Annotated in this window: 25 protein-coding genes; 13 read left to right on the top strand and 12 right to left on the bottom strand. The window is 66.5% G+C overall.

Translation table 11 applies throughout. The annotated features are described in order from the left end of the window. Positions 1 to 4 precede the first annotated feature (4 nt). The 5 genes from GO592_RS13385 to GO592_RS13365 all read right to left on the bottom strand — a co-directional run bounded on the left by GO592_RS13385 (position 5) and on the right by GO592_RS13365 (position 4420). Positions 5 to 979, bottom strand: coding sequence for an alpha-ketoacid dehydrogenase subunit beta (locus GO592_RS13385; RefSeq protein ID WP_007298872.1), 975 nt, complete (start codon positions 977 to 979; stop codon positions 5 to 7). After that, positions 976 to 1974 (bottom strand): pyruvate dehydrogenase (acetyl-transferring) E1 component subunit alpha, encoded by a 999-nt coding sequence (gene pdhA, locus GO592_RS13380; RefSeq protein ID WP_005563393.1) that lies wholly within the window; start codon positions 1972 to 1974, stop codon positions 976 to 978. The genes GO592_RS13385 and pdhA overlap by 4 nt, the downstream gene beginning before the upstream one ends. Further along, a complete protein-coding gene (gene acsA / locus GO592_RS13375) occupies positions 1971 to 3740 on the bottom strand; it encodes an acetate--CoA ligase (protein WP_007298873.1) in 1770 nt (589 codons plus the stop codon). Before acsA ends, pdhA begins: the two co-directional genes overlap by 4 nt. A 9-nt stretch (positions 3741 to 3749) precedes the next feature. Then, positions 3750 to 3998: a dsRBD fold-containing protein gene (locus GO592_RS13370; protein WP_039952077.1), complete on the bottom strand. Its 249-nt coding sequence runs from the start codon at positions 3996 to 3998 to the stop codon at positions 3750 to 3752. Positions 3999 to 4066: 68 nt separating this feature from the next. Continuing rightward, positions 4067 to 4420, bottom strand: a complete 354-nt coding sequence (locus GO592_RS13365; RefSeq protein WP_007298875.1) for a three-helix bundle dimerization domain-containing protein — start codon at positions 4418 to 4420, stop codon at positions 4067 to 4069. Positions 4421 to 4597: 177 nt separating this feature from the next. Here GO592_RS13365 and GO592_RS13360 point away from each other — a divergent pair, with 177 nt between their 5' ends. The 3 genes from GO592_RS13360 (at position 4598) to GO592_RS13350 (ending at position 7684) form a co-directional block, all read left to right on the top strand. Beyond that, positions 4598 to 5155 (top strand): GNAT family N-acetyltransferase, encoded by a 558-nt coding sequence (locus GO592_RS13360; protein ID WP_007298876.1) that lies wholly within the window; start codon positions 4598 to 4600, stop codon positions 5153 to 5155. A 69-nt stretch (positions 5156 to 5224) separates the two neighbouring features. After that, positions 5225 to 6676 (top strand): bifunctional aminoglycoside phosphotransferase/ATP-binding protein, encoded by a 1452-nt coding sequence (locus GO592_RS13355; protein ID WP_007298877.1) that lies wholly within the window; start codon positions 5225 to 5227, stop codon positions 6674 to 6676. Between the two features lie 54 nt (positions 6677 to 6730). Further along, a complete protein-coding gene (locus GO592_RS13350; RefSeq protein WP_007298878.1) occupies positions 6731 to 7684 on the top strand; it encodes a 1-phosphofructokinase family hexose kinase in 954 nt (317 codons plus the stop codon). Here GO592_RS13350 and GO592_RS13345 read toward each other — a convergent pair whose 3' ends face one another. Further along, complete coding sequence (locus GO592_RS13345; RefSeq protein WP_007298879.1) at positions 7685 to 8050, bottom strand: hypothetical protein; 366 nt, start codon at positions 8048 to 8050, stop codon at positions 7685 to 7687. After that, positions 8047 to 10416, bottom strand: a complete 2370-nt coding sequence (gene ppsA / locus GO592_RS13340) for a phosphoenolpyruvate synthase (protein ID WP_007298880.1) — start codon at positions 10414 to 10416, stop codon at positions 8047 to 8049. The genes GO592_RS13345 and ppsA overlap by 4 nt, the downstream gene beginning before the upstream one ends. Before the next feature lie 157 nt (positions 10417 to 10573). Here ppsA and GO592_RS13335 point away from each other — a divergent pair, with 157 nt between their 5' ends. The 3 genes from GO592_RS13335 (at position 10574) to GO592_RS13325 (ending at position 17021) form a co-directional block, all read left to right on the top strand. Then, on the top strand, positions 10574 to 11236 hold the full coding sequence (locus GO592_RS13335) for a hypothetical protein (RefSeq protein ID WP_007298881.1): 663 nt from the start codon (positions 10574 to 10576) through the stop codon (positions 11234 to 11236). Between the two features lie 100 nt (positions 11237 to 11336). Then, positions 11337 to 13970 (top strand): magnesium-translocating P-type ATPase, encoded by a 2634-nt coding sequence (mgtA, locus tag GO592_RS13330; RefSeq protein WP_050998659.1) that lies wholly within the window; start codon positions 11337 to 11339, stop codon positions 13968 to 13970. Positions 13971 to 14117: 147 nt separating this feature from the next. Beyond that, positions 14118 to 17021 (top strand): arylsulfatase, encoded by a 2904-nt coding sequence (locus tag GO592_RS13325; protein WP_007298883.1) that lies wholly within the window; start codon positions 14118 to 14120, stop codon positions 17019 to 17021. Between the two features lie 43 nt (positions 17022 to 17064). Here the strand turns inward: GO592_RS13325 and GO592_RS13320 are convergent, their stop codons facing one another. Then, on the bottom strand, positions 17065 to 17940 hold the full coding sequence (locus GO592_RS13320; RefSeq protein ID WP_007298884.1) for a 3-oxoacyl-ACP synthase III family protein: 876 nt from the start codon (positions 17938 to 17940) through the stop codon (positions 17065 to 17067). Beyond that, a complete protein-coding gene (locus tag GO592_RS13315) occupies positions 17924 to 19027 on the bottom strand; it encodes a 3-oxoacyl-ACP synthase III family protein (RefSeq protein ID WP_007298885.1) in 1104 nt (367 codons plus the stop codon). Before GO592_RS13315 ends, GO592_RS13320 begins: the two co-directional genes overlap by 17 nt. Positions 19028 to 19205: 178 nt before the next feature. Between GO592_RS13315 and GO592_RS13310 the strand changes: the two genes are divergently transcribed. From GO592_RS13310 to GO592_RS13295, 4 genes are all read left to right on the top strand, one after another. Further along, positions 19206 to 19805: a CBS domain-containing protein gene (locus GO592_RS13310; protein ID WP_007298886.1), complete on the top strand. Its 600-nt coding sequence runs from the start codon at positions 19206 to 19208 to the stop codon at positions 19803 to 19805. A 2-nt stretch (positions 19806 to 19807) separates the two neighbouring features. Continuing rightward, positions 19808 to 20065: a hypothetical protein gene (locus GO592_RS13305; RefSeq protein WP_007298887.1), complete on the top strand. Its 258-nt coding sequence runs from the start codon at positions 19808 to 19810 to the stop codon at positions 20063 to 20065. Between the two features lie 109 nt (positions 20066 to 20174). Continuing rightward, on the top strand, positions 20175 to 21071 hold the full coding sequence (locus tag GO592_RS13300) for a universal stress protein (protein WP_039952079.1): 897 nt from the start codon (positions 20175 to 20177) through the stop codon (positions 21069 to 21071). A 97-nt stretch (positions 21072 to 21168) separates the two neighbouring features. Then, on the top strand, positions 21169 to 21732 hold the full coding sequence (locus tag GO592_RS13295; protein ID WP_005563421.1) for a CBS domain-containing protein: 564 nt from the start codon (positions 21169 to 21171) through the stop codon (positions 21730 to 21732). 6 nt (positions 21733 to 21738) lie between these two features. Here the strand turns inward: GO592_RS13295 and GO592_RS13290 are convergent, their stop codons facing one another. Further along, complete coding sequence (locus tag GO592_RS13290; protein ID WP_231137585.1) at positions 21739 to 22041, bottom strand: DUF1918 domain-containing protein; 303 nt, start codon at positions 22039 to 22041, stop codon at positions 21739 to 21741. Positions 22042 to 22496: 455 nt separating this feature from the next. Between GO592_RS13290 and GO592_RS13285 the strand changes: the two genes are divergently transcribed. Genes GO592_RS13285 through GO592_RS13275 form a run of 3 tightly spaced genes read left to right on the top strand, consistent with a single transcriptional unit; the run spans position 22497 to position 23643 of the window. After that, a complete protein-coding gene (locus GO592_RS13285; protein ID WP_007298890.1) occupies positions 22497 to 22955 on the top strand; it encodes an Hsp20/alpha crystallin family protein in 459 nt (152 codons plus the stop codon). A gap of 39 nt (positions 22956 to 22994) precedes the next feature. After that, entirely contained in the window at positions 22995 to 23153 is a 159-nt protein-coding gene (locus GO592_RS13280; RefSeq protein ID WP_037205825.1) for a hypothetical protein, read from the top strand. A gap of 55 nt (positions 23154 to 23208) precedes the next feature. Continuing rightward, a complete protein-coding gene (locus GO592_RS13275; protein ID WP_007298891.1) occupies positions 23209 to 23643 on the top strand; it encodes a CBS domain-containing protein in 435 nt (144 codons plus the stop codon). A gap of 51 nt (positions 23644 to 23694) precedes the next feature. Here GO592_RS13275 and GO592_RS13270 read toward each other — a convergent pair whose 3' ends face one another. After that, positions 23695 to 24444, bottom strand: coding sequence for a hypothetical protein (locus GO592_RS13270; protein WP_005563428.1), 750 nt, complete (start codon positions 24442 to 24444; stop codon positions 23695 to 23697). An 87-nt stretch (positions 24445 to 24531) separates the two neighbouring features. Beyond that, positions 24532 to 25896, bottom strand: coding sequence for a wax ester/triacylglycerol synthase family O-acyltransferase (locus GO592_RS13265; protein ID WP_007298892.1), 1365 nt, complete (start codon positions 25894 to 25896; stop codon positions 24532 to 24534). Between the last annotated feature and the right edge of the window lie 228 nt (positions 25897 to 26124).

Raw genomic sequence — 26124 nt, 5'->3', positions numbered from 1 at the left:
GTTCCTACCGATCGCCGATCACATTCCACGCCGTGGACACAATGGTCTCGACCTGAGGAAGGGTCGCGTATTCGAGATGCTTGGCGTACGGGACCGGGACCTCGGCGCTGCACACGCGGCGAGGTGGCGCGTCGAGCTCGTAGAATTCGCGTTCGACGATCTGCGCCATCACTTCCGCCGCGAAACTGCCGGTGCGCCAGCCCTCGTCGACCACGACGGCACGGTGTGTCTTCCGGACCGACGCGGCGATGGTGTCGGTGTCGAGGGGGCGCAGCACCCGAAGGTCGACGACCTCGGCGGCGATTCCCTTCTCTGCCAGTACGTCGGCGGCGGCGAGGGCCTTGGGCAGCGACCCGCCGTACGTGATCAGGCTGATGTGGCTTCCCTCCCGGCGTACCGCTGCCGAGTCGATGTCGACCGGGACGGGCCCCTCGAGGTCTTCCGACGAGTTGTACAGCTGGGTGTGTTCGAAGATGATCACCGGATCGGGGTCCGCGAGGGCCGGTCGGAGCATGCCGCGCGCGTCCGCCACTGTCGCGGGCGCCAGGACCCGGATTCCGGGGATGTGGGCGTACCAGTTCTCGAGGCTGTGCGAATGCTGCGCGGCGAGTTGCCTGCCGGCGCCGGTCGCCATGCGCACCACCACGGGGACGGAGAATTGTCCGCCCGACATGTGCCGGAGCGACGCCGCGGTGTTTACGATCTGGTCGAGCGCGAGCAGGCTGAAGTTGACGGTCATCACCTCGATGATCGGGCGCATCCCGCCCACGGCCGCCCCGATCCCCACTCCCACGAAACCCAACTCCGAGAGCGGAGTGTCGCGGATCCGCTCGTCCCCGAATTCGGCGAGCAGGCCCTTGGACACCGCGTACGTGCCGCCGTAGCGTCCGACATCCTCACCCATGAGGAACACCCGCGGATCGGAGTGCATCGCCTCACGGATCGCTTCCCGCATCGCGTCCCGGTAACTGATCTTCACGACGCCTCCTCTGTTCGCGCCGGCGTGAGCACGTCGCGCAGGAGGTCCCCGGGCGCCTCCCAGGTGCCTGCCTCGGCGAAGTTCACCGCGGCATCGACCTCCGACATGACGCGGTCGTCGATGCGGAGGAACTCCTCCTCCGAGAACAGCCCGAGCGCTTTGAGCCGCGCCGAGAAGGTGTGAATCGGACCCCTCTCCTTCCAGGACTCCACTTCCGCCTTGTCGCGATACAGTTCCGGGTCGAACATCGAATGGGCACGAAATCGGTACGTCTGGAATTCGATGAAAAATGGGCCGCCGGTCGTGCGGACGTGCGCGGCGCCGGAGCGGGCCGCGTGCAGGGTGGCAATCACATCCATGCCGTCCGCCTTGAGCGTCGGGACGTCGAACGACGCGGCTTTGACGCACAGATCCGTTTGAGATTCCGAGCGGGACAAGGCCGTGCCCATGGCGTACAGGTTGTTTTCGCAGCAGAACAGCACCGGCAACTGCCACAGCGATGCGAGATTCATGGTCTCGTGAAAGGCGCCCTCCGCCATCGCGCCCTCGCCGAAGAAGCAGGCCGTCACTCGGCGCTTACCCTGCATCTTGTCGGCCAACGCCAGACCGGCCGCGAGCGGCAGACCGCCGGCGACGATCGCATTGCCCCCGTAGAACCGGGTGGCGGCATCGAACAGATGCATCGATCCGCCTCGCCCCCTCGAACAGCCTTCGCGTTTCCCGAACATCTCGGCCATGATCGAGTTCATCGGGACACCGTGCACCAGCGCGTGGCCGTGCTCGCGGTAGGTCGCGACCACCGCATCGCCCGGAGACAGGGCATGCAAGGCCCCGACCGCGACCGCTTCCTCCCCCACATACAGATGCAGGAACCCGCGGATCTTCTGGGCGCCGTACAGCTCCGCAGCCTTCTCCTCGAAGCGTCGAATGCGCAGCATGTCCGTCAGCAACTCGACCGCGAACGCCTTGTCGTAGGGAAAGTCCGGGGCAGTCATCCGCCCACCTCCAAAGTCGATGTGTCCCCCTCCGGCAGACCCAGTTCGCGTGCCTTCAGCAGCCTGCGCATGATCTTGCCGCTCCGTGTGTGCGGGAGAACCTCCACGAACTCGATCTCCTTGGGGGCGACCGAGGCGCCGAGTTTCTTGCGGGAGTACCCGAGAAGTTCACGGCGCAGGGCGTCGTCCGCGTTCCAGCCCGTCTTCACGGACACGAAGGCTTTGACCACGGCACCCACGATCGGATCCGGCTTGCCGATGACTCCCGCTTCGGCGACCGCGGGATGCTCCATGAGGACGTTCTCCACCTCGAACGGACCGATGAGGTGACCCGCCGATTTGATGACGTCGTCGGCCCGACCCACGAACCAGTAATAGCCGTCCGCATCGCGCTTGGCCAAGTCGCCGGTCAGGTACCAGTCGCCCGCGAAGGCGCGCCGGTACCGGTCGTCATTGTGCAGGTAACCGCGGAACATCGAGGGCCAGCCTCGGCGTATCGCGAGTTCCCCCTCCACATTCGGTGTTTCGACGGTTTCGATGCCGCCGTCCCCTGTGCGTCGGACGATGGCGGCGTCGATGCCCGGGAGGGGTCGTCCCATCGATCCGGGTTTGATGGCGAAACCGGGTGTGTTGGCGATCATGATGCCGCCCGTTTCGGTTTGCCACCAGTTGTCGTGGATGGGCCGACCGAGCACGTCTCGTCCCCACAGAACGGCGTCGGGGTTGAGTGGTTCGCCGACACTGGCGATGAGCCGCAGGTGGGGGTAGGAGTATTTGTGCGCCAACTCCGGCCCGGACTTCATCAGCATGCGGATCGCGGTCGGCGCGGTGTACCAGACCGTGACGGCCTGCTCCTCGAGGATGCGGTACCACCGTTCGGCATCGAATTCGTTGCTGTCGACGATCGACGTCACGCCGTGCAGCAACGGTGTGATCACCCCGTACGACGTGCCGGTGACCCAGCCAGGATCCGCCGTGCACCAGAATACGTCCGATGGATGCAGGTCCAGGGCGAACAACCCGGTCGCATAATGGGTGGCCACGGCGCCGTGGACATGGACCGCGCCCTTCGGGGTACCGGTCGTTCCGCTGGTGAAATGTAGCAGGGCAACATCGTCGGCGCAGGTCGGGGTGATATCGCAGTCCCCGTCGGCGTCCACCATCATGCTGTGGAAGTCGAGCGTGTCCGGAACGTCGGTGATCGAACCGGCATCCCCCACCACCAGCACGTGGCGCAAGGACGGCAACGAGTCGCGGATCTTCTCCACCCGCCGCCGATACAGCTGCTCGGTGGTCACCAGGACTTGGGCGTCGCCGAGCCGAAGTCTCGTGGCCAACGGCTCGGGGCCGAAGGCGGAGAACAACGGCGAGACCACGCTTCCGTTGCGCAACGCCCCGAGGATGCTGACGTACAGCTCCGGGATACGACCGGTGAACACGAAGACGGGGTCGCCCTTCCCCACGCCGAGTCCGCGCAGCACGGCGGTGAACTTGCGGACTCGGTGCGCGAAGTCACCGAAGGTGACCTCGGTGACGGGTAGCTCGCCGGCGCCCTTGTTCGGACCCACGAACCGGAACGCGACCTTGTCCCGCTGCGGCCCACAGTCGTGGCGGTCGACCGCGTAATACGCGATGTTGCAGCCACCGGGGGCCGGCCCGAGTCGACGCTCGATGGCAGACCACGAAAACCGGGACCGTTCATCGTCGTAGTCGGTGAAGTTCGGTGCCACCCCACTGGTGGACGGCGATGTGGGAGTGATGCTCATGGCCGCTGATCACAATCCGCGTCCGCATGCAGCCGCGTCCTCTGTGGCTGCCAGCTCGAACAATTGGTGCGCCAAGTCGGTCAATGCACGAGCAGCGGCCATCTCGCGGCTGACCTGTACTGTGCCGTGTCGAGAGTGGCAGCTGGCCTCTCCCCGTCCCTCGAGGAGGGTCTTGTCGTGTGTACGCAGGCGCGCCCTGGCCCGGGAACGGGTCGGCTCCGCGTCGGGTTCGTATATCTCGATCTCCACAGGCAACATAGTCGCGGGCAGCGGTCTGGTCACCGCCGCTCCGGGCCCCTGCACATCGCGCCCGTGCCACTGGTCCGTCATGGCCACTCCTGTTCGATTGCTGTGTGGTGACGCTCGGTAACGGGGCCCGGTCCCCCGGATCGGTGGGCCACGATCACTCGGTTGCGCGGTGTGGGATCACAACGCTCGGACGGCGACCGTTCAGGATGCCGTTCGAGTGCCGTGAAGAGCCGTTGCCGGGCAACTCGCTCGGCCAGTTCCGGTATGTCGGCGATCGGCACCCCCGCGAGATCCGAAATGCTGCCCGCGACTGTCCGGGCAATCGCGTCCCGCGTGAAACTCCCCCCGAACTCGGGAATCAGCCGCTCCACCACCGGGGCCTGCGCGTGCACCATCGACGTGGTCTCCCTGTCACTGTTCGTGCTGGTCATTGCGTTTCGAGGATCCTTCGATGCCGGGTGGGCGTCCTTGGTTTCCTTCAGCATCGCGAACCCACCGACACCGGCAATAGAGGCGAAGGACCGTAGTCGAGGACCAAAGGCTCTGACGCCGCGTCCGCCTCCCACGCTTGAATGAATTCCGACGGCCGACGACGGAGGTGACGGTGCATGAAAACCCGGATGCCACGCGCGGTCACCACGGGTGTCGTCGTGCGTTCCCTTCGACCTACCGACCGAGACGACGTGCAGTCTCTGCACGAGCGGATGGACCAGCACGACGCCTACCTGAGGTTCTTCGGCGCCCGTCCGACGCATCTCGGGGATCTGGCCGCGTCACTGTGCCGGCAAGACCCCGGGCATTGCGCACTGGGCGCCTACATCGGTGGCGTCCTGGTAGGAGTCGCGAACTACGTGAGCCCGGTACACCAGTTGGACAACGACGCCCCGTTGGTCGAATTCGCGCTGGTGGTCGATCACAATTACCAATCGCACGGAATCGGAACGATGCTGCTGACCCGGCTCGTCGACGCAGCGAGGGCGCACGGTATCGGGCGGATGACGGCGGAGGTGCTGGCGCGGAACACCGTGATGCTCGAGGTGATCCGAGAGCGGGGGTGGGCCCACGCGCTGCGTCGTGACGGGACCACGCTTCATCTCGACCTCGACCTCGATGAGGACGCGCAGGCTGACGGACCTTCGGCGCTGCCCCGGCCCGTCGTGATGTGACGCACCATCATGTCGGCGACCGAGAGAACTCAGAGGTGTTCGCCACCGCAGGCAGTCGGTGGCCTCGAGATGGACGGAGTCGAGACGCACACGGCCTATGTCGTCATGGTCGGTGATGTCGTCTTCAAGGCGAAGAAGCCGATCCGGACGGCGTTCGCCGACTTCGGCACCGCCGAAAGGCGTCGCGCGGCCTGTGAGCGTGAAGTGACATTGAACCGCAGGCTGTGCCCCGACGTGTATCTCGGAGTCGCCGATTTGACGGACCCGGCGGGAGGACCGACCGAAGCGCTGGTCAAGATGCGCCGGATGCCGTCGGACCGACGACTGACCCGGCTGCTCGGCGGGGGCGGTGACGCCACCGCACACGTGGATGTGATCGCCGCCGTCGTCGCCCGATTCCATGCCGGAGCGGACCAGTCCGCGGACATCGATCGTGACGCCATGCCCGGAGCGGTGGCCGCGCGGTGGTGCGCCAACGTCTCCGAGGTGACGAGTTACCGGTGCGATGTCCTCCCGGCGGCGGACGTCGACGAGGTGGAGCGACGGGCCCTCAGGTATCTGCAGGGGCGGAAATGCCTGTTCGAGAACCGTATTCGGGAAGGCCGGACAGTCGATGGTCACGGCGATCTTCTGGCGGACGACATCTTCTGCCTCGACGATGGGCCGCGCATTCTCGACTGTCTCGACTTCGACGACCACCTACGCCACGTCGACTGTATCGACGACGCGGCATGCCTCGCCATGGATCTCGAGTACCTGGGACGCGAGGACCTCGGGTTGCGGTTCCTCGATCGATATTGCGCCGCGGCACACGACCAGCCCCCGACATCGTTGCGGCATCACTACATCGCCTATCGGGCGTTCGTCCGCGCGAAGGTGGCCTGTTTGCGGTACACGCAGGGCTCCCGCGTTGCCCGCGAGGATGCCCGGGCGCACTGCCGCCTGGCCTTGCGGCATCTGCGCGCCGGAACCGTGCGAATGGCTCTGGTCGGTGGGCTGCCCGGCACCGGAAAGTCGACGCTGTCACGCGGATTGGCTGACGTCACCGGATCCGTCGTCATCTCCAGCGACCGCGTCCGCAAGGAACTCGCCGGCCTCGATCCGCATTCCGGTCAGGTGGCCGGATTCGGTGAGGGCCTGTACAGCCGCACCATGACCGACCACACCTACGCCGAGGTGCTGCGGCGCGCTCGCGACCATCTCACGGCGGGAAGGTCGGTCGTGCTGGATGCGTCGTGGACCCACCCGATGCTCCGGGAGCGCGCTGCGCTCGTCGCTTCCTGCACCCACAGCGATCTCGTCGAACTCGAATGCAGGGCACCACGCGCCGTGGCGATCGCGAGAATCGGGAGCCGTCCCACCGGTGACTCGGACGCCACCCCCGTGGTGTACGACGCGATGGCCGCGAGTGCCACGGCGTGGCCCTCGGCCACCGCGGTCGACACGGACACGGCCGCCGGGGACAGCGTGCAGACGGCGGAGCGGATCTGGCATTCCACGTCGGGGTGGCGAGATGAGTAGTCACAGCTACCGTTCGCCGGTAACCGCCCGGCGTGCCCGACGACAGGAGAGCCCATGCCCGACATCGTGACGTTGACGATGAATCCTGCGCTCGACATCACCACGAGCACGAATCGGGTGGTGCCGACCGACAAGGTGCGCTGCGGCGCACCTCGCCGCGATCCCGGCGGCGGCGGACTGAACGTGGCCCGAGTACTGCACGTTCTCGGAACTCCCGCGACGGCGGTGTTTCCTTCGGGCGGCCATACCGGCCGGGCCCTCGAGGATCTCGTGGCCACCGAGGGTGTCGAGATCCGGAGCCTGACGATCCGCGGTTCCACACGGGAGAGCCTGACGATCAACGAGAACGAGACGGGTCTGCAGTACCGTTTCGTCCTGCCGGGACCAACAGTGACCGCAAGGGAACAGGTGGCCTGTCTCGACCTGGTCATCGAGGTCGCGTCGGGCGCCGACTATGTGGTGGTGAGCGGAAGTCTGCCGCCGGGTGTGCCCGCCGATTTCTACCAGCAGGTGGCGGACGTCGTCGGCGACCTCGGTGCGCGAGTCATCGTCGATACGTCCGGTCCGGCCCTGAGACAACTTCGGGGTGGTGTGTTTCTCGTCAAACCGAGCATTCGCGAACTCCGGGACTGGACGGGGCGGGAGTTGTCGGCGATCGACGACCAGGTGGCTGCGGCTCGGGAAGTCATCGACCGGGGGATCTCCCAGGTCGTCGTCCTCTCGCTCGGTGCCGATGGCGCTCTGCTGGTCACGCGAGACCGCGACGAGTATTTCCCGTCGGTCCAAGTCCCGGTGGTCAGCGGTGTCGGTGCGGGCGACAGCATGGTCGCCGGTGTGGTGTGCGGCCTGGCACACGGTCGTTCGTTGAGCGACTCGGTGCGGTACGGGATCGCCGCGGGGGCGGCCATGCTGCAGACACCGGGCACCGCCCTGTGCCGGCGATCCGACGTCGAGAGGTTCTATCAACTGCTCACCGACGGATCCGCCGCGGGCACCATCGTCGGATAGTCAGGCGTGTGCGAGATGGAGACCGGCCGCGCTCAGTTCCGCGTAGTTCGGATCGCATCGTGAACCATCCAGCGCGAGTTGACAGTACACGGCGTCATAAGCTCGTGGGTCACCTGTCGAGGCGATGGGACGGGTGCGGCGCTCCAGCATGGTGGCGCCGGGCCATCTCGACTGGATCGCCTCGGCGAGGTGCGCCCCGTCGATATCGGCGACGATGAGCGGACCGCCCTCCCCCACCACGACCACCTGACGGGCGTCGGGCAGCTGCCACACGGCGACCGGCAGCACCGTGTCGGTGCCACCGGGACCGTGCACGGTGACGGAGTCGCCGGTGCTGCTGATCAGTGTCGCGACGGGTTCGCTCATCGGGTTCCTCCTCGCCGGTCCCCATCCGCGGACGTTCGCAGGTCTGACCTCGCTCGGTCGAGCAGGATCCTGCGTTCCGCGGCCGCGATGTTGTGGCGCGTAATGGCGGCGACGTCCGGTGCCACTGACACCGAGGTGATGCCGTTGCGTACGAGATGTTCTGCTAGAGCGGGGTTGGTCGACACTGCCTGCCCGCACAGGGAGGTGGTGAGCCCGGCACGTGTGGCACGCTCGATGATGACGTCGATGGTGTCGAGTACGGCGGGGTCCATGGTGTCGAACAAATCCCGGCAGATCTCGGAATCCCGATCGACTCCCAGCACGAGTTGGGTGAGGTCGTTGGTACCGATGGAGACGCCATCGATGCCGAGGGCCGCGTACTCCGGAATCCAGTACGCGACGGAGGGGACCTCCGCCATGATCCATCGGTGCATGCGGCGATCCGCGCCCAGTGGATGGGAGTCGAGGTCGGCAAGGCACTGAGCGAGCTCCCACCGGGTGCGGACGAACGGGATCATCAGATGCACGTTCGGGTAGCGCTTCCTGACGGTGAACAGCACGTCGAGATCGAGGTGGAACAGTTCGGGTTCGCGCACGTAGCGGAAGCAGCCGCGGTAGCCGATCATCGGGTTGTCTTCGTGCGGCTCCACGTCGCCACCGGAAAGGTTGGCGAATTCGTTGGTGCGTAGATCGATCGCCCGGTAGATGACGGGGCGCGGCGTGAACGCGGCGGCGATGCGTTCGACCGCCGCCGCCATCTCGGCCACGTACTCGTCGCGGCGTCCCTGCGCGATCATCGCTGCCGGGTGTGTCCCACCCAGCGCGTCCATGATCATGAACTCGGCGCGCAGCAACCCCACTCCGTCGACGTCGGAAGCGGCCACACGGTCGGCGGCGTCCGGTGTGGCGAGGTTGACGTACACGGAGGTGGCCGTCGCCTCCGGTGCGGACCCCGTACCGGTCCGCTCCGTCGCCGGTCGCGGTGCGGAAACGGCACCCTTCGCCGAGGACTCCGGTGCAGAGGCGGATACCGCTCCGTCGTAGACCACTCCCGAATCACCGTCGACCGTGACGATCGCCCCCTCCACGAGTTCGGTGGTGGCGGTCCGGGTACCGACGACCACGGGACGTCCCAGTTCGCGACCGACGATGGCGGCGTGACAGGTGATCCCGCCGCCGTCCGTGACGATTGCCGCCGCACGGCGCAGCACGGGAAGCCAGTCGGGGCGTGTCATGGGTGCGACGAGTATCTCTCCGTCGGACAACCGGTGGGCGTCGGACACGGACCGCAGGATGCGGACGCGGCCGGTCGCCGTTCCGGGGCCTGCGCCGAGCCCGTGGACGAGGGCCTTGCTCGTCGATTCGCGGTGTTCCTCCGTGCGAGCCCGGGGCTGTCCCAGAGTCGTGATGGGGCGGGTCTGGACGATCCACAACCGATTTGCGGCGAACGCGAATTCGAGGTCCTGGGGGACGTGATAATGGTCTTCGACAGCGACGGCGAGCAACGCCAATCGTTCGAGCTGCTGGTCGGTGAGAACGCGTCGGCCTCGTGCCGTGGCGGGAATCTCTACCGAGTGCTCCCCTTCGTCATCCGCGGTGATGGAGAAGGACTGTGACCCGATGTGGGCGTCGATCACTGCGAATCCCGACTTCGCCACCACATAGGTGTCCGGCTCCACCTGGCCTCCCACCACGACCTCGCCCAGTCCGGTCGCGGCTTCGACGACGATGCGATCGCGTGCGCCGGTTCTGGGATCTGCGGTGAAGACCACGCCCGACTGGTCGGCGTCCACCATCAACTGGACGACGACCGCGATCGACGGCTCGTCGGTCACTCCCTGAACGCTGCGGTAGGTGAGTGCGCGCTCGGACCACAGCGACGCCCAGCATTTGCCGATTGCCTCGATCAGCGCGTCGTCACCGGACACGCCGACGAAGCTGTCGTGGATACCTGCGAACGAGGTGTCGGCCGCGTCTTCGGCGGGGGCGGACGAGCGGACCGCGACCCTCGGCGCCCCCGCGCCGAGCTCACGGTACGCAGCGAGAATTTCCGCTCGCAGGGCAGCGGGCATCGGAACGCCGAGCACGGTCGACCGCAACTCGTGCGAGGCTGCGGTGAGGGTGTTGTCGTCGGTCCCGGCTTTCGGCAACCCGTGTTCCCGAAGGGTGTCGCGCACTCCCGCCTCGTCCATCGCCCCCAGGTAGCCGTCCGCGGTGACGGCAAATCCTGGGGGGACCGGATAGCGGGCGCGCGTCAGCTCACCGAGATTGGCCGCCTTGCCCCCTACCGATGGTGCGTCCGCCAATCCGAGTTGATCGAGCGGCTTGACCCAACGGTGCTCGACCACCGTCTGTTGCACGTTCATGAGGTCTCCTCGTCGTCATGGTCCAGCGAACACCGTCGACTTCGGACCGCACAGGGTCCAAAGTCACCGCCACTTCGCGCGGGGCCGAAATACCCTGTCGAACTCCGGTCTGCGGCTCGATGATGGGACGTAACCTCGACCGACAGGAGGCACCGTCGTGACGCGCTCGGCCGTCATCCGGCAGTCCCTCGGTGGTGCGGTGTTGATTGCGACGCACGTGCTCCTGACGAAACCGCTGCGCCGGCGGCGCACGACGTGGGGCGCGACCGCAGCGGAGGCGGCGGCAGCGCTGCCGGGAGACGAGCTGATCCCCCACCCCGCATGGTGCTACACGCACGCCGTCACGGTCGACGCGCCGCCGGAAGTGGTGTGGCCCTTGATTGTCCAGCTGGGTCAGGGCCGCGGCGGCTTCTACAGTTACGTCGGACTCGAGAACCTCATCGGTTGTCGCGTGCGTAACACCGACAAGGTACTTCGGGACTACCAGAACCTGGACACCGGCGACGAAGTGCGGCTGCACCCGAAAGCGCCCCCGCTGACTGTCGCGTCGGTCGAACCGAATGCACGCCTGGTCCTCCATGCCCGCGACCCCCGCACCGGCGACGCCTCCATCTGGGCGTTTCATCTTCTTCGCGACCAGGCTGGGCGCACCCGGTTGATCGAGCGGGGCTGCAGCTCCTGCGGCCCCGGACTCGTCAGCCGTCTCTTCTTCGGGCCTCTGCTGATGGAGCCGATCGGCTTTGTCATGAGCCGGAAGATGCTTCTCACGATCCGGGCCCTCGCATCGGCCGCCGGCACCGAAGCTGCACGGCCGACCTGAAGCGAACACTCGCCGCACCCATCTGGAGGATAACCTCGTGAGAACAGGTGCAAACCCGGCATCTCCCGGCACGGATCGCAGCACTCCACTTCCGCCGCCCATCTCCCTCGGTGGCGCCGCGACGAGCGACAGCGACAGTGTCCTTCGCGACGTGGCTTCTTCATTTCACGGATTGGCCTCGACCGACGCCGAGCGGCGGCTGGGTCTGTGTGGACCGAACACCGTGCGAACCTTTCGCGTCAACGCACTCGCCGTCCTCGGACGCCAACTTCGCAGCGCCCTGCTGCTCCTGCTCGCGGCAACGGCCGTCGCGTCCTACTTCCTGGGCGACCACAACGATGCCGTCATCATCGGAACGATTCTGGCGGCGAGCATCGGGGTGGGGTTCGCCAACGAATATCGCGCCGAACGCGCAACGGCGGCACTCCATTCGCGCATGCGGCACACCGCGGTGGTTCTCCGAGACGGCACCCCGAGCCGGGTGGACGTCATCACCCTGGTGCCGGGTGACGTGGTGCGACTCGTGCTCGGCGAGGTCGTTCCCGCCGATCTGCGGCTCCTGAACGCGGTGAACCTCGAGTGCGACGAGAGCGTACTCACCGGCGAGTCCGAACCGGCCGCGAAGTCGACTGCTCCCGTCCCGGCCTCACGCTCCCTGGCGGACTGGTCGAACTGCGCGTTCATGGGGACCGTCGTGCACGCCGGGACGGGTACCGGGGTGGTCGTCGCCACCGGGGTCGACGCCGAATTCGGTCGCATCGCAGTGGGACTCGGTGAGCGTGAGCCGGAAACCGAGTTCCAGACGGGTCTGCGGCGGTTCTCCGTCCTCCTGCTTCAGGTCGCGGTCGCCCTGACCACAATGATCATGGTCATCAATCTGTCGTTGCACCGCTCGCTCATCGACTCGCTGCTGTTCTCGCTCGCGATCGCGGTGGGGGTGACCCCACAACTGCTCCCCGCTGTGGTGAGCACGGCGCTCGCCGAGGGGTCCCGCCGGCTCGCCAAGCGAAAGGTGCTGGTCAAACGGCTGGTGTGCATCGAGGATCTCGGGGATATCGATGTTCTCGTCACCGACAAGACCGGCACCCTCACCGATGGCCGGGTCAGCTTCGTCGCTGCCCTGGATTCACGCGGCGCCCCGTGCCCGGACGCCCTTCTGCACGGGCTGCTCGCCACCGAGGTCGAGGAGACCGGAACCGGCCATCTGGGTACGAACCCTTTGGACACCGCACTCTGGGCGGCTGCAGGGGCCGCCGGGTCCGTGGCCGATGCGTACACGAGGGTAGCGAGCTGTCCTTTCGACCACCAGCGGCGGATGTCGTCGACACTGGTGTGTGCACCGAGCGGTCGGCGAATGATCGTCGTGAAGGGCGCACCGGAAATCGTGCTCGACCGTTGTGTGGCCCTCGATTCCTCCGCGCAGGTCACGCTGAACACCCTTTTCGCCGAGGGAAGTCGCGTCGTCGCCGTCGCGACCAGGGGTGCGGACGAGGACGACCGGCTCGACGTCGATCACGAGGACGCGCTGACCCTCACGGGTTTCCTGGTGTTCCTGGACCGCCCCAAGGCCTCCGCCGCAGCGTCATTGCGGCGGCTCGCCGAACTGGGTATCACCGTGAAGGTGGCGACGGGTGACAACCCGCGGGTGGCCGAGAAGATCTGCGGTGAACTTGGTGTGGTGTCCGGCGGCAGCGTGACAGGTCCGGAATTGGACGCTCTCGACGAGAAGGCGTTCAGTGCGACCGCCGCGCGGAGCACAGTGTTCGCCCGAGTCTCCCCGGAACAGAAGGCGCGCCTCGTCGCCACCCTGCGCACGCACGGTCGGGCAGTGGGCTTCGTCGGTGACGGCGTGAACGATGCGCTGGCCCTGCACGCCGCGGACGTCGGCATCTCGGTCGATTCCGCCACCGACGTGGCCAAGGACGCCGCGGACGTGATCCTGCTCGAGAAGGACCTCGGGGTGCTCGCCGACGGCGTCGTGGAAGGGCGCCGCACCTTCACCAACACCATCAAGTACGTCCTGATGAGCACATCGAGCAACTTCGGAAACATGTTCAGCGCTGCCGCAGCCTCTGCTGTGCTGAAGTTCTTGCCGATGCTGCCGGGGCAGATCCTTCTCAACAATCTGCTGTACGACACGAGCCAACTCGCAATCCCCAGCGATCGTGTCGATCCGGAGCAGTTGCACGCGCCGTCACATTGGGACATAGCGTTCATCCGACGTTTCATGTTGTTCTTCGGGCCGATCAGTTCACTGTTCGACTTCGTGACCTTCGCGATCATGCTGGGTGTGTTCCACGCCGGCCCGGAGTTGTTCCGCACCGGGTGGTTCGTCGAGTCGCTCGCCACTCAGACACTGATCGTCTTCGCGATCCGGACGCGGCGAATCCCCTTTCTGCGCAGCCGCCCGAGTCCGGGTCTGGTGGCGACCGTCGCCGGGGTCCTCGCCGCCGGTATCGCGGTTCCCCTGTCGCCCTGGGCCACGAGTCTTGGATTCGTTGCTCTTCCGGTCGGGTTCTTCCTCGTCCTGGTCGCCCTGGTTGCCGGGTATCTGGTGTTGATCGAATTCGGGAAGCGGATCTTCTACTCCGAGCCGATTCGGCCCGCACCGCCGCCGCGATGGCGCGACCATCGGCACCGCGTACATCGGCGCGCAGCACGGTTCAGCTCGGCCGGTCCTGTCACCGCTGCTACGGGGTCCCCGTCGGGCATCGACCGCACACGTGACGAGTGAGGGCGACCGGGTCGGACCCCCGGGCGGACCGCGGAGGCTGCCGGAAACAGAGGCCTTTTGATCCTTGTCGCCGAGTCTGCCGCCGGACGAGCATCGAGAGCAGGCCGCCCACACAGAACCGGCGACACCGATGACGGAGAGTCCCCCATGACTGAAGACAACGCGCTGGTCCTCGTCGCCGGCTATCAGGACCTCGACCGTGCACGTGAGGACTTCGACGCGCTCACCGCTCAGGTGCGCGGCAAGCAGATCACCCTTCGGGGTGCAGTCCTGGTAACGAAGGACCCGGACGGGAACCTCACCGTGATCGACACGGGCGACCATCTGGGCCGTAGAGGCGCCGGCTGGGGTGCGGGCGTCGGCCTGGTGGTGGGGTTGTTCGCCCCGCCGATGCTGGCTGCAGCCGCCGTCGGCGCCGGTGCCGGCGCGCTGGCAGGCAAGTTCGCCTCACACCGCATCACGAGCGGTCTCGAGACCAAGATCGGTGAGGCGCTGGCCTCCGGGACATGCGTGGTGATCGCGGTCCTGCCGTCGGGCAGCCGGCTGCAGGTGGAGCAGGCACTCGGCGGCGCTCCCCTGAAGTCGGTCGCGGAATTGGATGGTTCGAGCCTGAGGGACCTCGAGGCGTCCCTGGCCGCGGCAATGGGGAAGTTCGATCCGGACCGCACGCGGCTACCGATCCCCAACCGAACCTTCGGGGGCACCATTGGCCGCACGGTGCAGGACTCCGTACCGGATTGGACGATCGTGCCCGGGCCGAAGCCACCGGACGGTGCTCCGAACGTGCTGATCGTGCTGATCGACGACGCCGGTTTCGGTGGCCCGGACACCTTCGGCGGTGCGATCCGCACCCCCACCTTGAGCCGGGTTCAGCAACAGGGATTGACCTACAACCGCTTTCACGTGACCGCGGTGTGCTCGCCCACCCGGGCGGGGCTTCTCACCGGCCGCAACCACCACCGCGTGGGATTCGGCTCGATTGCCGAGTATCCGGGCCCCTTCCCCGGATACACGGCCGTGCGGCCGAGAAGCTGCACCGCACTCCCCCGGATTCTCAGCGAGAACGGGTACGTGACCGGCGGGTTCGGCAAGTGGCACCTCACCCCGGACAACGTGCAGGGCGCCGCCGGACCCTTCGACAACTGGCCGCAGGGGTGGGGCTTCGACCACTGGTGGGGCTTCCTCAGTGGTGCGGCCGGACAATACGATCCGATCGTCACCCAGGACAACTCGGTCCTCGGCGTCCCCGAGGGCAAAGACGGTCACGGCTACTACTTCCCCGACGACCTCACCGACAAGGCGGTGGAGTGGCTCCACGGTGTCCAGGCTCAGGACCCACAGAAACCGTGGTTCATGTACTACTCCACCGGGTGCAGCCACGCCCCGCACCATGTGGCCAAGGAATGGGCGGACAAATACAAGGGGCAATTCGACGACGGCTGGGACACCTACCGCGAGAAGACGCTCGAGCGTCAGAAGGTGCTCGGTATCGTTCCCGCGGACACCGAACTGACCGAGCGACCGGACCTGTTTCCCGCCTGGGATACGTTGTCCGACTCCCAGAAGAAGCTTTATGCCCGACAGATGGAGGTGTTCGCCGGGTACTCCGAGAACGCCGACTGGAACGTCGGGCGGCTGCTCGACTCGATCGAGGGCATGGGCGATCTCGACAACACGCTCGTCTTCTATATCTGGGGTGACAACGGCGCCAGCATGGAAGGCACGATCACCGGCTCCTTCAACGAGATGACCTTCCTCAACGGGGTGGTACTCGACGCCGAACACCAGTTGAAGCTGATCGACGAATACGGTGGGATCGAGGCGCTCGGCGGCGACCACACCGCTCCGCACTTCGCCGCCGCCTGGGCGCACGCGAACAACACCCCGTTCCAGTGGGGCAAGCAGATGGCCAGCCACCTCGGCGGCGACCGCGACCCGATGGTGATCGCGTGGCCGAACCGGATCACCCCCGACTCACAGGTGCGGGGGCAGTTCACCCACTGCATCGACATCGCCCCCACCGTGCTCGCCGCGATAGGGCTGCCCGAACCGACCACCGTCGACGGGATCGACCAGGAACCCATGGACGGAACGAGCTTTCTCCCCACATTCGCCGACGCCGACGCCCCCGAACAGCACACGGTGCAGTACTTCGAGATGTTCGGCAGCCGCGCGATCTATCAGGACGGCTGGTGGGCGTGCACCCGCCTGGACAAGGCCCCCTGGGACTTCTCCCCGGAGACCATCAAACGGTTCGCACCGGGTGTCTACAACCCGGACGACGATGTCTGGGAGCTCTACTACCTGCCCGACGACTTCTCCCAGGCCCACAACGTCGCCGCCGATCACCCCGACAGACTGGAGGAGCTGAAGCAGCTGTGGTGGCGTGAGGCGGAACGCAACCGGGCTCTCCCCCTGCTCGGGGGGATGTCGATCTTCTTCGGCCTGCTGCCGCCGATGCCGACGACCACCCGATTCACCTTCAAGGGCGACGTCCAGAACGTGCAGCGCGGCATGGTCCCTCGTGTGGCGGGACGCTCGTACGCCATCGAAGCGAACGTTCACGTACCCGAGGACGGCGCCGAGGGTGTCATCGTTGCCAACGCCGACTTCATCGGCGGCTTCGCACTGTGGGTCGACGGCACCGGCATACTCCACCACACGTATTCCTTCCTCGGTGTGGAGACCTACAGGCACGCGTCCGAGCAGAAGATTCCGACCGGTGATGTCACCGTGAAGATGCTGTTCGAGACCGACGAGCCCAAACCGGGCAGCGGTGGTCACGTGTCCTTGTGGGCGAACGACGAACTGATCGGGCAAGGTGACATGCCCCGGACGGTGCCCGTGGCCTTCAGTTCGTACGCGGGAATGGACGTGGGCCGCGACAACGGCCTGGTCGTCGACCGCGATTACGAGGACAAGGCCCCGTACCGGTTCACCGGGACCGTCCACGAGGTCGTGTTCGATCTCCAACCGGCACACCACGAGGCCGAGCTCGCGCTGCACGAGCACGCGGCGATGCAGGGTGTCGGGCACGGCGCGGCCGGCTGACCCGACGATGCCTTTGCCCGGGCTCAGGGGTGTTCGCTGTGGCTCAAGGGTGTTCGCTGTAGAGGGCGGCGCCGGCGGTGACCCCTGCACCCACGGCGATGATCAGGACTCGGTTCCCGGCCGGGATACCACCCGTCCGGCGGTCCAGGGCCGCCACGAGGGACGCGGTATGCATCCGTTCGTCGTCCGCGACAACGATCTGTGGCACGGGGACGCCCAGGTGCTCGGCGAGCGTCGCGCGGAACTTCCGCCGGGCGGGAGCGGCCACGATCAGATCGACATCGGCGAGGTCGAGGGAGGATGCTTCCAGGCATTCCCGTGCCGCCTGCGCTCCGGCGGTCGCGAATCGCTCGTCCATCGAATCCGATTCCCGGAACCGCAGTACGTTCCGGGCGTCCTCGAGTCCGACGGTGGCGCAGAAACTTTCACCGGCATCGTAGCGATTCACCCAACGGACGGGGCCCAGGCCGAATTCGTCGTCGGTCCAGCGGCAGAGAATGGCTCCACCCGTCGGCGCGAACGGAAAGTGCTCGCTCATCCCACGTCCGGGATCGGCGTCACTGGCAACCACCAGCGCCCAGTCGATCGTGTGCGACCGCAGGAATCCGTCGACGATCTGCAGACCGTTGAGAGCCCCACAGGATCCGTTGGCGACATCGAAGGAAAAGGTCCCGTGCGTGTCGTCGTGGGGGTCCTCCGGGTGGGCACCGATATCATCCTGGATGAGCGCCGCGAGGGCGGGCTCTCCCAGATTCCGGTCGCGGTACAACCCGACGTTGACGAGCAGATCGAGGTCGTCGGCATTCCGACCGGCCCGTTCGAGGCAGGTCTGGGCGGCCGACACCGCGAGATGCAATGCACTGTGGCGGGTACGCCAGCCGCCTCGTGTGACGTCGAGCCGATCAATGACTGTGCCCATAGCGTGCCACCAATTCCTCGTCCAGGGTCAACAGAACGACGCCGATCTCCAAACCCGATGCGAGGGCGATCAACGCCACGTTCTCACCCGCTCGGATGCGGCCTGCTTCGAGTTCCTCGACCAGCGCGACGGTGTGGGTCGTCGAGGCCGTATTTCCGTAGCGGTCGACGGTGATGACGGCGTCGTGCCGTGGAGAATCGCCCAGCGTGGCGGTCACCTCGGCCATCCCTTTGCGGATCGCCCGCGCCGAGGTTTGGTGTGTGATCACGTGATCGATGTCGTGGAGGGAGATCCCGGCGGCGTCGAGCACCTCGTGCAACAACAGTGGGGTGTCCGCGATCGCCGCCCGCTGGATCCCCCGCGAATTGGTGAACATCCGGGCGCCGGGGTCGCCGCCCTTCGGGTACGCGAGACAGAGCCGACTGTAGTCGGCGACGGTGGTGAATCCGGCCAAACCGATCCCGGCCGATCCGGCAGGGGCACGTTCGAGGAGCAGCGCGGCCCCGGCGTCGCCGAGCGTGAGGGACGCAAGCTCCTTGCTCATGATGTTCCGGATGTGCTGGGCAGCATTCTGTCCGAGCTGCGAAATGTACTCACCACTGACGACAAGTGCCCGTTCGACGATTCCCTGACGGATCCAGTTGTTCATCACCGTCACACCGGTCAACATGCCGGCGCACGCGTTCGAGAGATCGAAGGTCATCGCCCCCTGCGCGCCGATCGCCTGGGCGACCGCACTGCTCATCGTCGGTTCCAGCCATTGGGTGAGACCGCCGTGAAACTTGGTGATGCTGCAACTGACCACCACGTCGATCGACCCGGCGTCCCGGTTCGACCGTTCCAGGCAATCCAGTGCCGCCGAGATCGCCAGTGTGTAGGAGTCCTCGTCCCCCACCGACACCCGGCGCTCACGGATCCCGGTGAGCCGCTCGAGGTCGATGTGAGTCGAGTGACGGGTGGTCGACATCAGGTCCGTGGTCGTGAGATGTGTCACGGGTAGATGCCGGCCGGCCCCGGCGAGACGCGTAGCGAACGGCATTCGCAGGTCGCCGTTCTCGGTCTCCATGACCAGCCAACGCTTGACCATTCTTTCCACCTCCGTGCTCACTCCACAATCGCGCACCGGCGATCTCGTCACCAGGGCATTTGGACCCTTCCGGGGAATCGTTCGAACCAGCACCGAGGAAAGCGACGAGGTGAGGTCCTAGGACCCTTGTCCGGTGACAGTGGCACGCCGACGCTGAGGGACGAGGAGAGGAGTCGTCATGCAGGCACGACACGTCATGAGCAGCCCGGTCACCACGGTGGACCGATCCACCTCGGTGGACGAATGCCTTCAGTTGGTCGGAAGTTCGGGCTTCACGGTGCTTCCGGTCGTCGACGAGCGGAAGCATCTCGTGGGCATCGTGTCCGAGGGTGATCTCCTCCGTGCACGATTCCGTGAGCTGGGCGGGGCCGATTCGCAGCCGGACGAGATGACCGCAGGCGACGTGATGGCCAGTCCCGTGGTGGCGATGACGGCCGACGCGGAGGTCAGCGAACTCGCATCCGCCATGCTTCGATCTCGGCTGCGCGGCATCCCCATCGTCCACGACCACGACATCCTCGGGATCGTCACCCGTCCCGATCTCATCGCCGTCCTCACGACCGACGACGCTCAGGTCGCGAAGGAAGTGCAGCACCGCCTCGACGTCTACGGTGGAGCCGGCCGATGGCGCGTAGACGTTGCCCACGGCTCCGCCTCGATCTTCGGCGTCACGCCTCACGACCCGGAACGAAATGTCATCGCCGCCCTGGCCGACACCGTGCCGGGCATCGCCGAGGTGCACTTCCCGCCCGAATCGACATCTCCCGGTGGGAGGTAGCAATGCAGGCAAGATATCTCGAAGCCCGAGACCTGCGATGGCCATGGGTCGCCGCCGCCACCGTCGTGGGCCTCGCGGCATTGTCGGTGACGTCTCCCCTCACCGTTCTCGGGGGCGCAGCAGCGATCGTCTTCATCGGACTCGGCATCTTCCGCAATCCACACCACCGTGTCGTCGGCGCCGCGACCGTGTCGGTCGGTGTCGGACTGATGGTCCCGGGATTGCCCGCCCTGCTTCTCCACGGTGTGAACTCGCTGTGAGCGGCCGCCCCGCGATCCGAAGAGGGCTGTGTGCCCTCTCGAGACGGTCACGCGGCGGTGGCACATTCTCGACCAGGCCTGCACGAACGAACAGAGACGAGGAATCGACATGCCGACAGATTCACCGATCGTCGTAGGTGTGGACGGATCGGCGCAATCGCTCGACGCCGTGCGCTGGGCAGCCGACGCGGCCGTCCACCACCGAGCCCCGCTACTTCTGGTGTCCTCCCTCGTGAAGGCGCCCGGCACGTTCGGCGACGCCGTCAACCTGTCCGCAGGCGCATTCACCGGCGTCGAATACGGGGGTACCCAGCGGCTCGCCACGGCCGCCGAACTCGCCCGACGGAGCGTGCCCGGCAACCATCTCACCCTCCGGACGGCGCTACGCCACGGCTCGGCCGCGACGGTCCTGCTCGACGCCGCGAAGTCGGCTCGCATGCTGGTCGTCGGTTCCCGTGGCCTCGGAGAGTTCACCGGCGGCCTGGTGGGATCGGTCAGCTCCGCGGTCGCCAGTCATGCAGCGTGCCCGGTGGCGGTGATCCGCGGAATGCCCGAGACGGATGCGCCGCCATTGGACGGTCCGGTGGTGGTCGGTGTCGACGGTTCGCCGAACAGCGAACCGGCCATCGCGGCTGCCTTCGAGGAAGCCTCTCTGCGCGGCGTCGATCTCGTGGCGGTGCACGCGTGGAGCGACTTCAGCCTGTTGACCGTTACCCCCGCCGATCTCAGCGACAACGATCTTCCCTGGTCGGCAATCGAAACCGCCGAACAGGCCGTCCTGTCGGAGAGCCTCGCCGGATGGAAGGACAAGTATCCGGACGTGTCCGTCCGCAAAGTTGTCGTCCGAGATCGACCGGTTCACCACCTGCTCCAGCAAGCACGGGAATCGCAGTTGGTGGTGACAGGCAGCCGGGGGCGTGGTGGTTTCGCCTCACTGTTGCTCGGTTCGACCAGCCGGGCGCTTCTGCACTCCATCACCTGCCCGCTGCTGATCGTCCGCCATTGACGTAGGTCGATGCGTCCGCTGGCCAAGACGACGCGTCGGCCCTGCCGCCTGTCGGCGCCCGATTGCAGCGCCGGTTTGTCGAAAGGAAGGAGCTGTCATGCAAGCGCAACAGATCATGAGTAGCCCGGTCACCACTGTGACTCGGTCGACCCCGGTCGACGAATGCCTCCGCATCATTGCGAGTTCGGGGTTCACCGTCCTGCCGGTCGTCGACGAGTCGCAGCATCTGGTGGGCATCGTCTCCGAGGGCGATCTGCTCCGCGAAAAGTTCGCTACGCTCCCCAGAGCCGATGTCACAGCGGCCGAGACGATGACCAGCCCAGTCGTCGCTATGACAGCGGACACCGACGTCAGCGACCTCGCGTCTGCGATGCTGCGCTCAGGTCTGCGCGGGATCCCCATCGTCCACGAACACGACGTCATCGGAATCGTCACCCGGCGTGATCTTCTCGAGATCCTGACGATGGACGACACGAACATAGCGAGGGAAGTGCAACACCGCCTCGATGTGTATGCGGGATCGCGGCGGTGGACGGTGCGGATCGCAGACGGCAAGGTGACGATCGCCGGGCTCGCGCTCGACGATCCGGAACGGGGGGTAGTGACTGCCCTCGCCGAGACCGTGCCGGGCGTCGCAGACGTTCAGCTCACCCAGTCCTGATCGATATCAGGACTTTCGGGGGCGGGTTCGGAGAGTCCGCTGCTCGATGTGCGGTTTCCCGGCAATGGCGTCTTGGAGCGCGGAAATGCGCCGCCGCTCGTGACTGTCCTCCTCGCTCTTCGCAGCGGCCGTCACCACATGCGCGTCCGGGCCGGGGAACACGAGCGCCTCGTGATCGTCCCGTATCCACCTGACGAGGTACGGCGGCGCGCCGTCGGCGCGGCGAACCTCGACGATGTGCCCGACCTCGTCCGGGCTGTCGACGACCGTGCCTTTCACCACCAGCCAGTCCCCTGGTTCTGCATGCATGTCGATCTCCATTCGTCGCGATCCGACACGGGCGACCCGTGCGTGTGCCGTAGTTCGATCGTCGTGGTCCGTGCGATTTCCGTGACGGTGCTGTCGAGGCGGGTGAGGTAGTGGGGGCCGACCCCCTTCAGAGTCCACTCGCCTCGGGTGGTGACGGTAGGGCCGAGGGTCCTCGGTTCGGACTCGCCACACCTGTCACCACCCGCTACGCAAATCGGTGAGGTCAGTCTGGCGGATCGTCGACATGAGTGTCGACAGTCGCGGCCACAACTTCGCCGAAGTACGTGCTCGACGAGGCACGGCAGGCGGTGTCGCTCTGAGCCGAGTGTGCGAGACAAGGGTCAGGCCGCCGACCGCAGTCCGCGAATTGAGGACCGTCGGCCCTACTGGCTTCACCCGATGACGAGTGGACTCGAAGACGCCAGCAACCACTTCAAAATCCTCTGGAGTCAATCATGAGCATTCTGTCCCCCCGCCGCCCACACCAGGCCCTGCTCCCGTCCCTGCCGGACTGGTCCGACCTCATGGCCAGATTCGAGGCGATGCCCCCCTGGACCTCCCTCGAAGGCCACATGATCCGCGTCGAGGAACACCTCGACAAGGGCCGCTACACCCTGCGCGCCGAACTCCCCGGAGTCGACCCCGCCAAAGACGTCGACATCAGCGTCCGCGACGGACAAATGACGATCAAAGCCGAACGCACCGAACAGCACAAGGAAGGCGCCCGATCCGAATTCCACTACGGCAGCTTCTACCGATCCATGCCCCTGCCCACCGGCGCCAAGGAAGACGACATCGAAGCCACCTACACCGACGGCATCCTGACTGTCACGATGCCCGTCACCGAATCCCCGACACCGGAAAAACACGTCGAAATCACGAAAACCACCCCCACCGGCGAAAAGACCACCTGACCGCCGGTTCGAACCCACCCGTGGCCCATCGAGGACAGCATGCCCAAGACGATCATCCCCGTCATCGGAGCCCTGTGGCTTGTCCTCGCGGCGATCGGCGCCTGGAGCACCATCGCCTTCGCGATCGCCGCGCCGGCCGCCGTCCTCCTGGGCACGTACCTGCTGGCCAGTGCCGTCACCGGCTCCAACGGCCACTGAAGCCTCAGCGCGGACCATCGAAACAATTGTTTGCAACCTTTTGGAGATCACCACCATGACCACAGCAAGTGACATCATGCACACCGGTGCGACCTGCATCGGCGAACACGACACCCTCACCACCGCCGCGCAACGCATGCGCGAGCTCGACGTCGGAGCGCTGCCGATCTGCGGAGACGACGACCGCCTCCACGGCATCATCACCGACCGGGACATCGTCCTCAAATGCGTCGCCGCCGGCACAGATCCCAACACGATGACCGCCGGCGACCTCGCCCAGGGCAGCACCTACCACGTCGACGCCGCAGCCACCGTCGAACAAGTCGTCACCGTCATGGAAGAACACCAGATCCGCCGCCTGCCCGTCCTCGACGACCACCGGCTCGTCGGCATGATCAGCGAAGCCGACATCGCCCGCCACCTCCCCGAACACGCCGTCGGCGCGTTCGTCGAAGCCATCTGCGCACCGAAAGCCCTCCCCAGCCACTGAAACCCACCACGATGAGGAGGCCCCACAAGCCCACGCCGTGGCAATCGGTCTCTACCTGCCCTCCGGTCGGATTTCGTTGCCGCCGGGGGTGTCGGCGGCCCCGACTATCTGATCGACCCGCTCGTGGAAGATCCGCCAGCGTCGCTCGTTCTCGTGCGTGAGCACCGCGCTGCGAGCCGCGAGATCCGCGGCATAATCGAGCATTTCCGAGGCCGAGAACAGATACCGCGGAACGACACGGTGCGCAGTGAGGTCCGCACGCAGGGCGGCCGGGGTGAAGTCGACCCGCCCTAGGATCGCGACCGCGCGGTCGAGGTTGCGGGCGATGAGTTCGGCCATCGACGCGCACTGCCAGTCGTTGCTCACGATACGGTGCCGTTCGGCCAGCAGATCCGCAAGTTCCGGGTAGCTCAGCAATGCCTCCAACATGTCCCATGCCGCCGACATCGCCGACGCCAGCCACTGCCCGATCGCCCGGTTCGCCTCCCCTAACGCGCTGAGATCACGTTTCAGATTCGTGATCTCCGCGGGCTCGCCACCGCCCTCCATGAACAGGATCCCGAGCGTCTCGGTGGCGCGATCATCGTTGAGGTCGGAAGCGCCCGCGAACGGGCTGAGGGACGTCTCACCGGACGGTGCGACCACCGACCACCGTTCGGCCAATGCCTTCAATGCCCGTGAGTTGCGTTGCAACCGGATCACGTCGTGAAATGGTGATTCGGAATAGAACTTCTCGTGTTCCCGGTGAAACCGTGCGAGGTTGCGCACCGTGAGCAGCAGCTGGTCTCGCTCCGTCTGCATCGTTCGAGCGTGGCACAGCACGACGGGACATCGCCGGCGAATCGGCGAACTCTCGCATCGTCCGGGGTAATACTCCTCGCGAGTGGATCAGTCCCGGTGCCGTGACGCCTCGAGTGACCGCAGCGTCTGTTCCATACCGCGGGCAACCACGTCGACCTCGGGGCATACGGCACCGTCACCGACAACCGTGATCGTGAACTGCCCCGCATAGGAGAACGCGCCGGCACCCACCGCGATGTTTCCCATCAGGGCCACTACCGGGACGATCTCGCGCACGGCGGCCCCGAAAAGGTAGAGGGGGACGGGCGGGCCGGGCACGTCGGCGACATACGTGTTCATCATTCGTTGCCGAGACAGCAGAGTCAGGGCAATCCACCGGACGGTCCGGCCGCCGACCACGGCCCCCCGGCGCGGACGGACACCCCGCTTACGGGTGGCGGTGTCGGCGGCTATCGACACCAGTCGGCGGACGGGATCGTCGATCGAGAGCGGGAGCGGCACGATTATCTGCCCAAGCAGATTCCCGCGCGCCGGCCCCGGCCGCTCCCGATGCAGCGACACGGGCACGACCGCACGCAACTCGAGGTTGTCGACCGGTTCCCCTCGACTGCGTAACAGTTCACGCAGGCCACCGGCGAAGACGGCAAGCAGCACATCGTTGACCTTCACACCGTACCGATCGGAGATCCTCCGCATCGTTGCGAGTTCGGTTCGTACGACAGCGAACTCACGAGCAGCACCGATCGGCCGATTCAGGCTGCATCGCGGCGCCCGTCCCCCGGAGACCATCTCCCGCACCGATGCCCACGCACGCCGGGTACGACACACGATCGTCGCTGGCCGTGTACACGCCGCCAGCATACGAGCCACCGCAGCCCGGCGACGCCGGAGGTTGTCGACGATCAGCTCGTTCGCCGCCGGCACCGGGGCCGGCATCCACGGCTCGACCCGAGGAGCCGGACCGTCGGGCGCAGAGTCGAACAGTGCACCGAGCATCGCCACCCCGGCCGGGCCGTCGGCGATCACGTGGTGGACCCGGACATAGACCGCGGTCCGGCCGCCCGCCAGGCCGGGTACGAACCACATCTTCCACAGCGGCCGGGAGCGGTCGAGCGGACGCCGACGCAACTCCTCGACCACCTCGAGTAGCCGCGCCTCGTCAGCGTGATGCACCGGCGGGACGGCACACACGTGGTCTCGAACATCGAAGGCTGCCGCATCCACCCACAGTGGCCGTCCCAGACCCCACCGAGGCACGTAGACCACCTGCCGCAGACGCGGCGCCAGTTGCAACCGCGCCTCGATCGATGTCCGGACGTCCCCGAGTAGATTCCGCCCGTCCGCGTCGACGAGGTCACAGGCGTCGAGCAGGGCCACGAGACCGATGTCCTGCGACCACCCGGCCTCGTCCGGCCACAGAGTCATCACGTCCTGTGCGGTCAACCGCTCCATGAGCCTCACCCCATCAGTGCAGGAACGTCGATCCCGGACCGACCACGACTACCACGCCCTCGCGAGGTGTCCTCCTTCCACCAGTGTCGATCCGGGAGTGCGCGGGAAAATAGGGTCACAGGTCAACGCCACGGGCGAACCCGGGTTCGACACGATGCCAGCCGAACGATTCGAAAACCGTCTCCCCGCGGCAGCCCCGTCGACGTCCCGGCATCGGCCCGTGCCGGA

Origin of the sequence: Rhodococcus sp. 21391, assembly GCF_016772255.1 — a bacterium.
Taxonomy (GTDB): Bacteria; Actinomycetota; Actinomycetes; order Mycobacteriales; family Mycobacteriaceae; genus Rhodococcus_F; species Rhodococcus_F opacus.
Note: the sequence above shows the minus strand (reverse complement) of the source record. Positions and strands in the feature narration are given on the sequence as shown.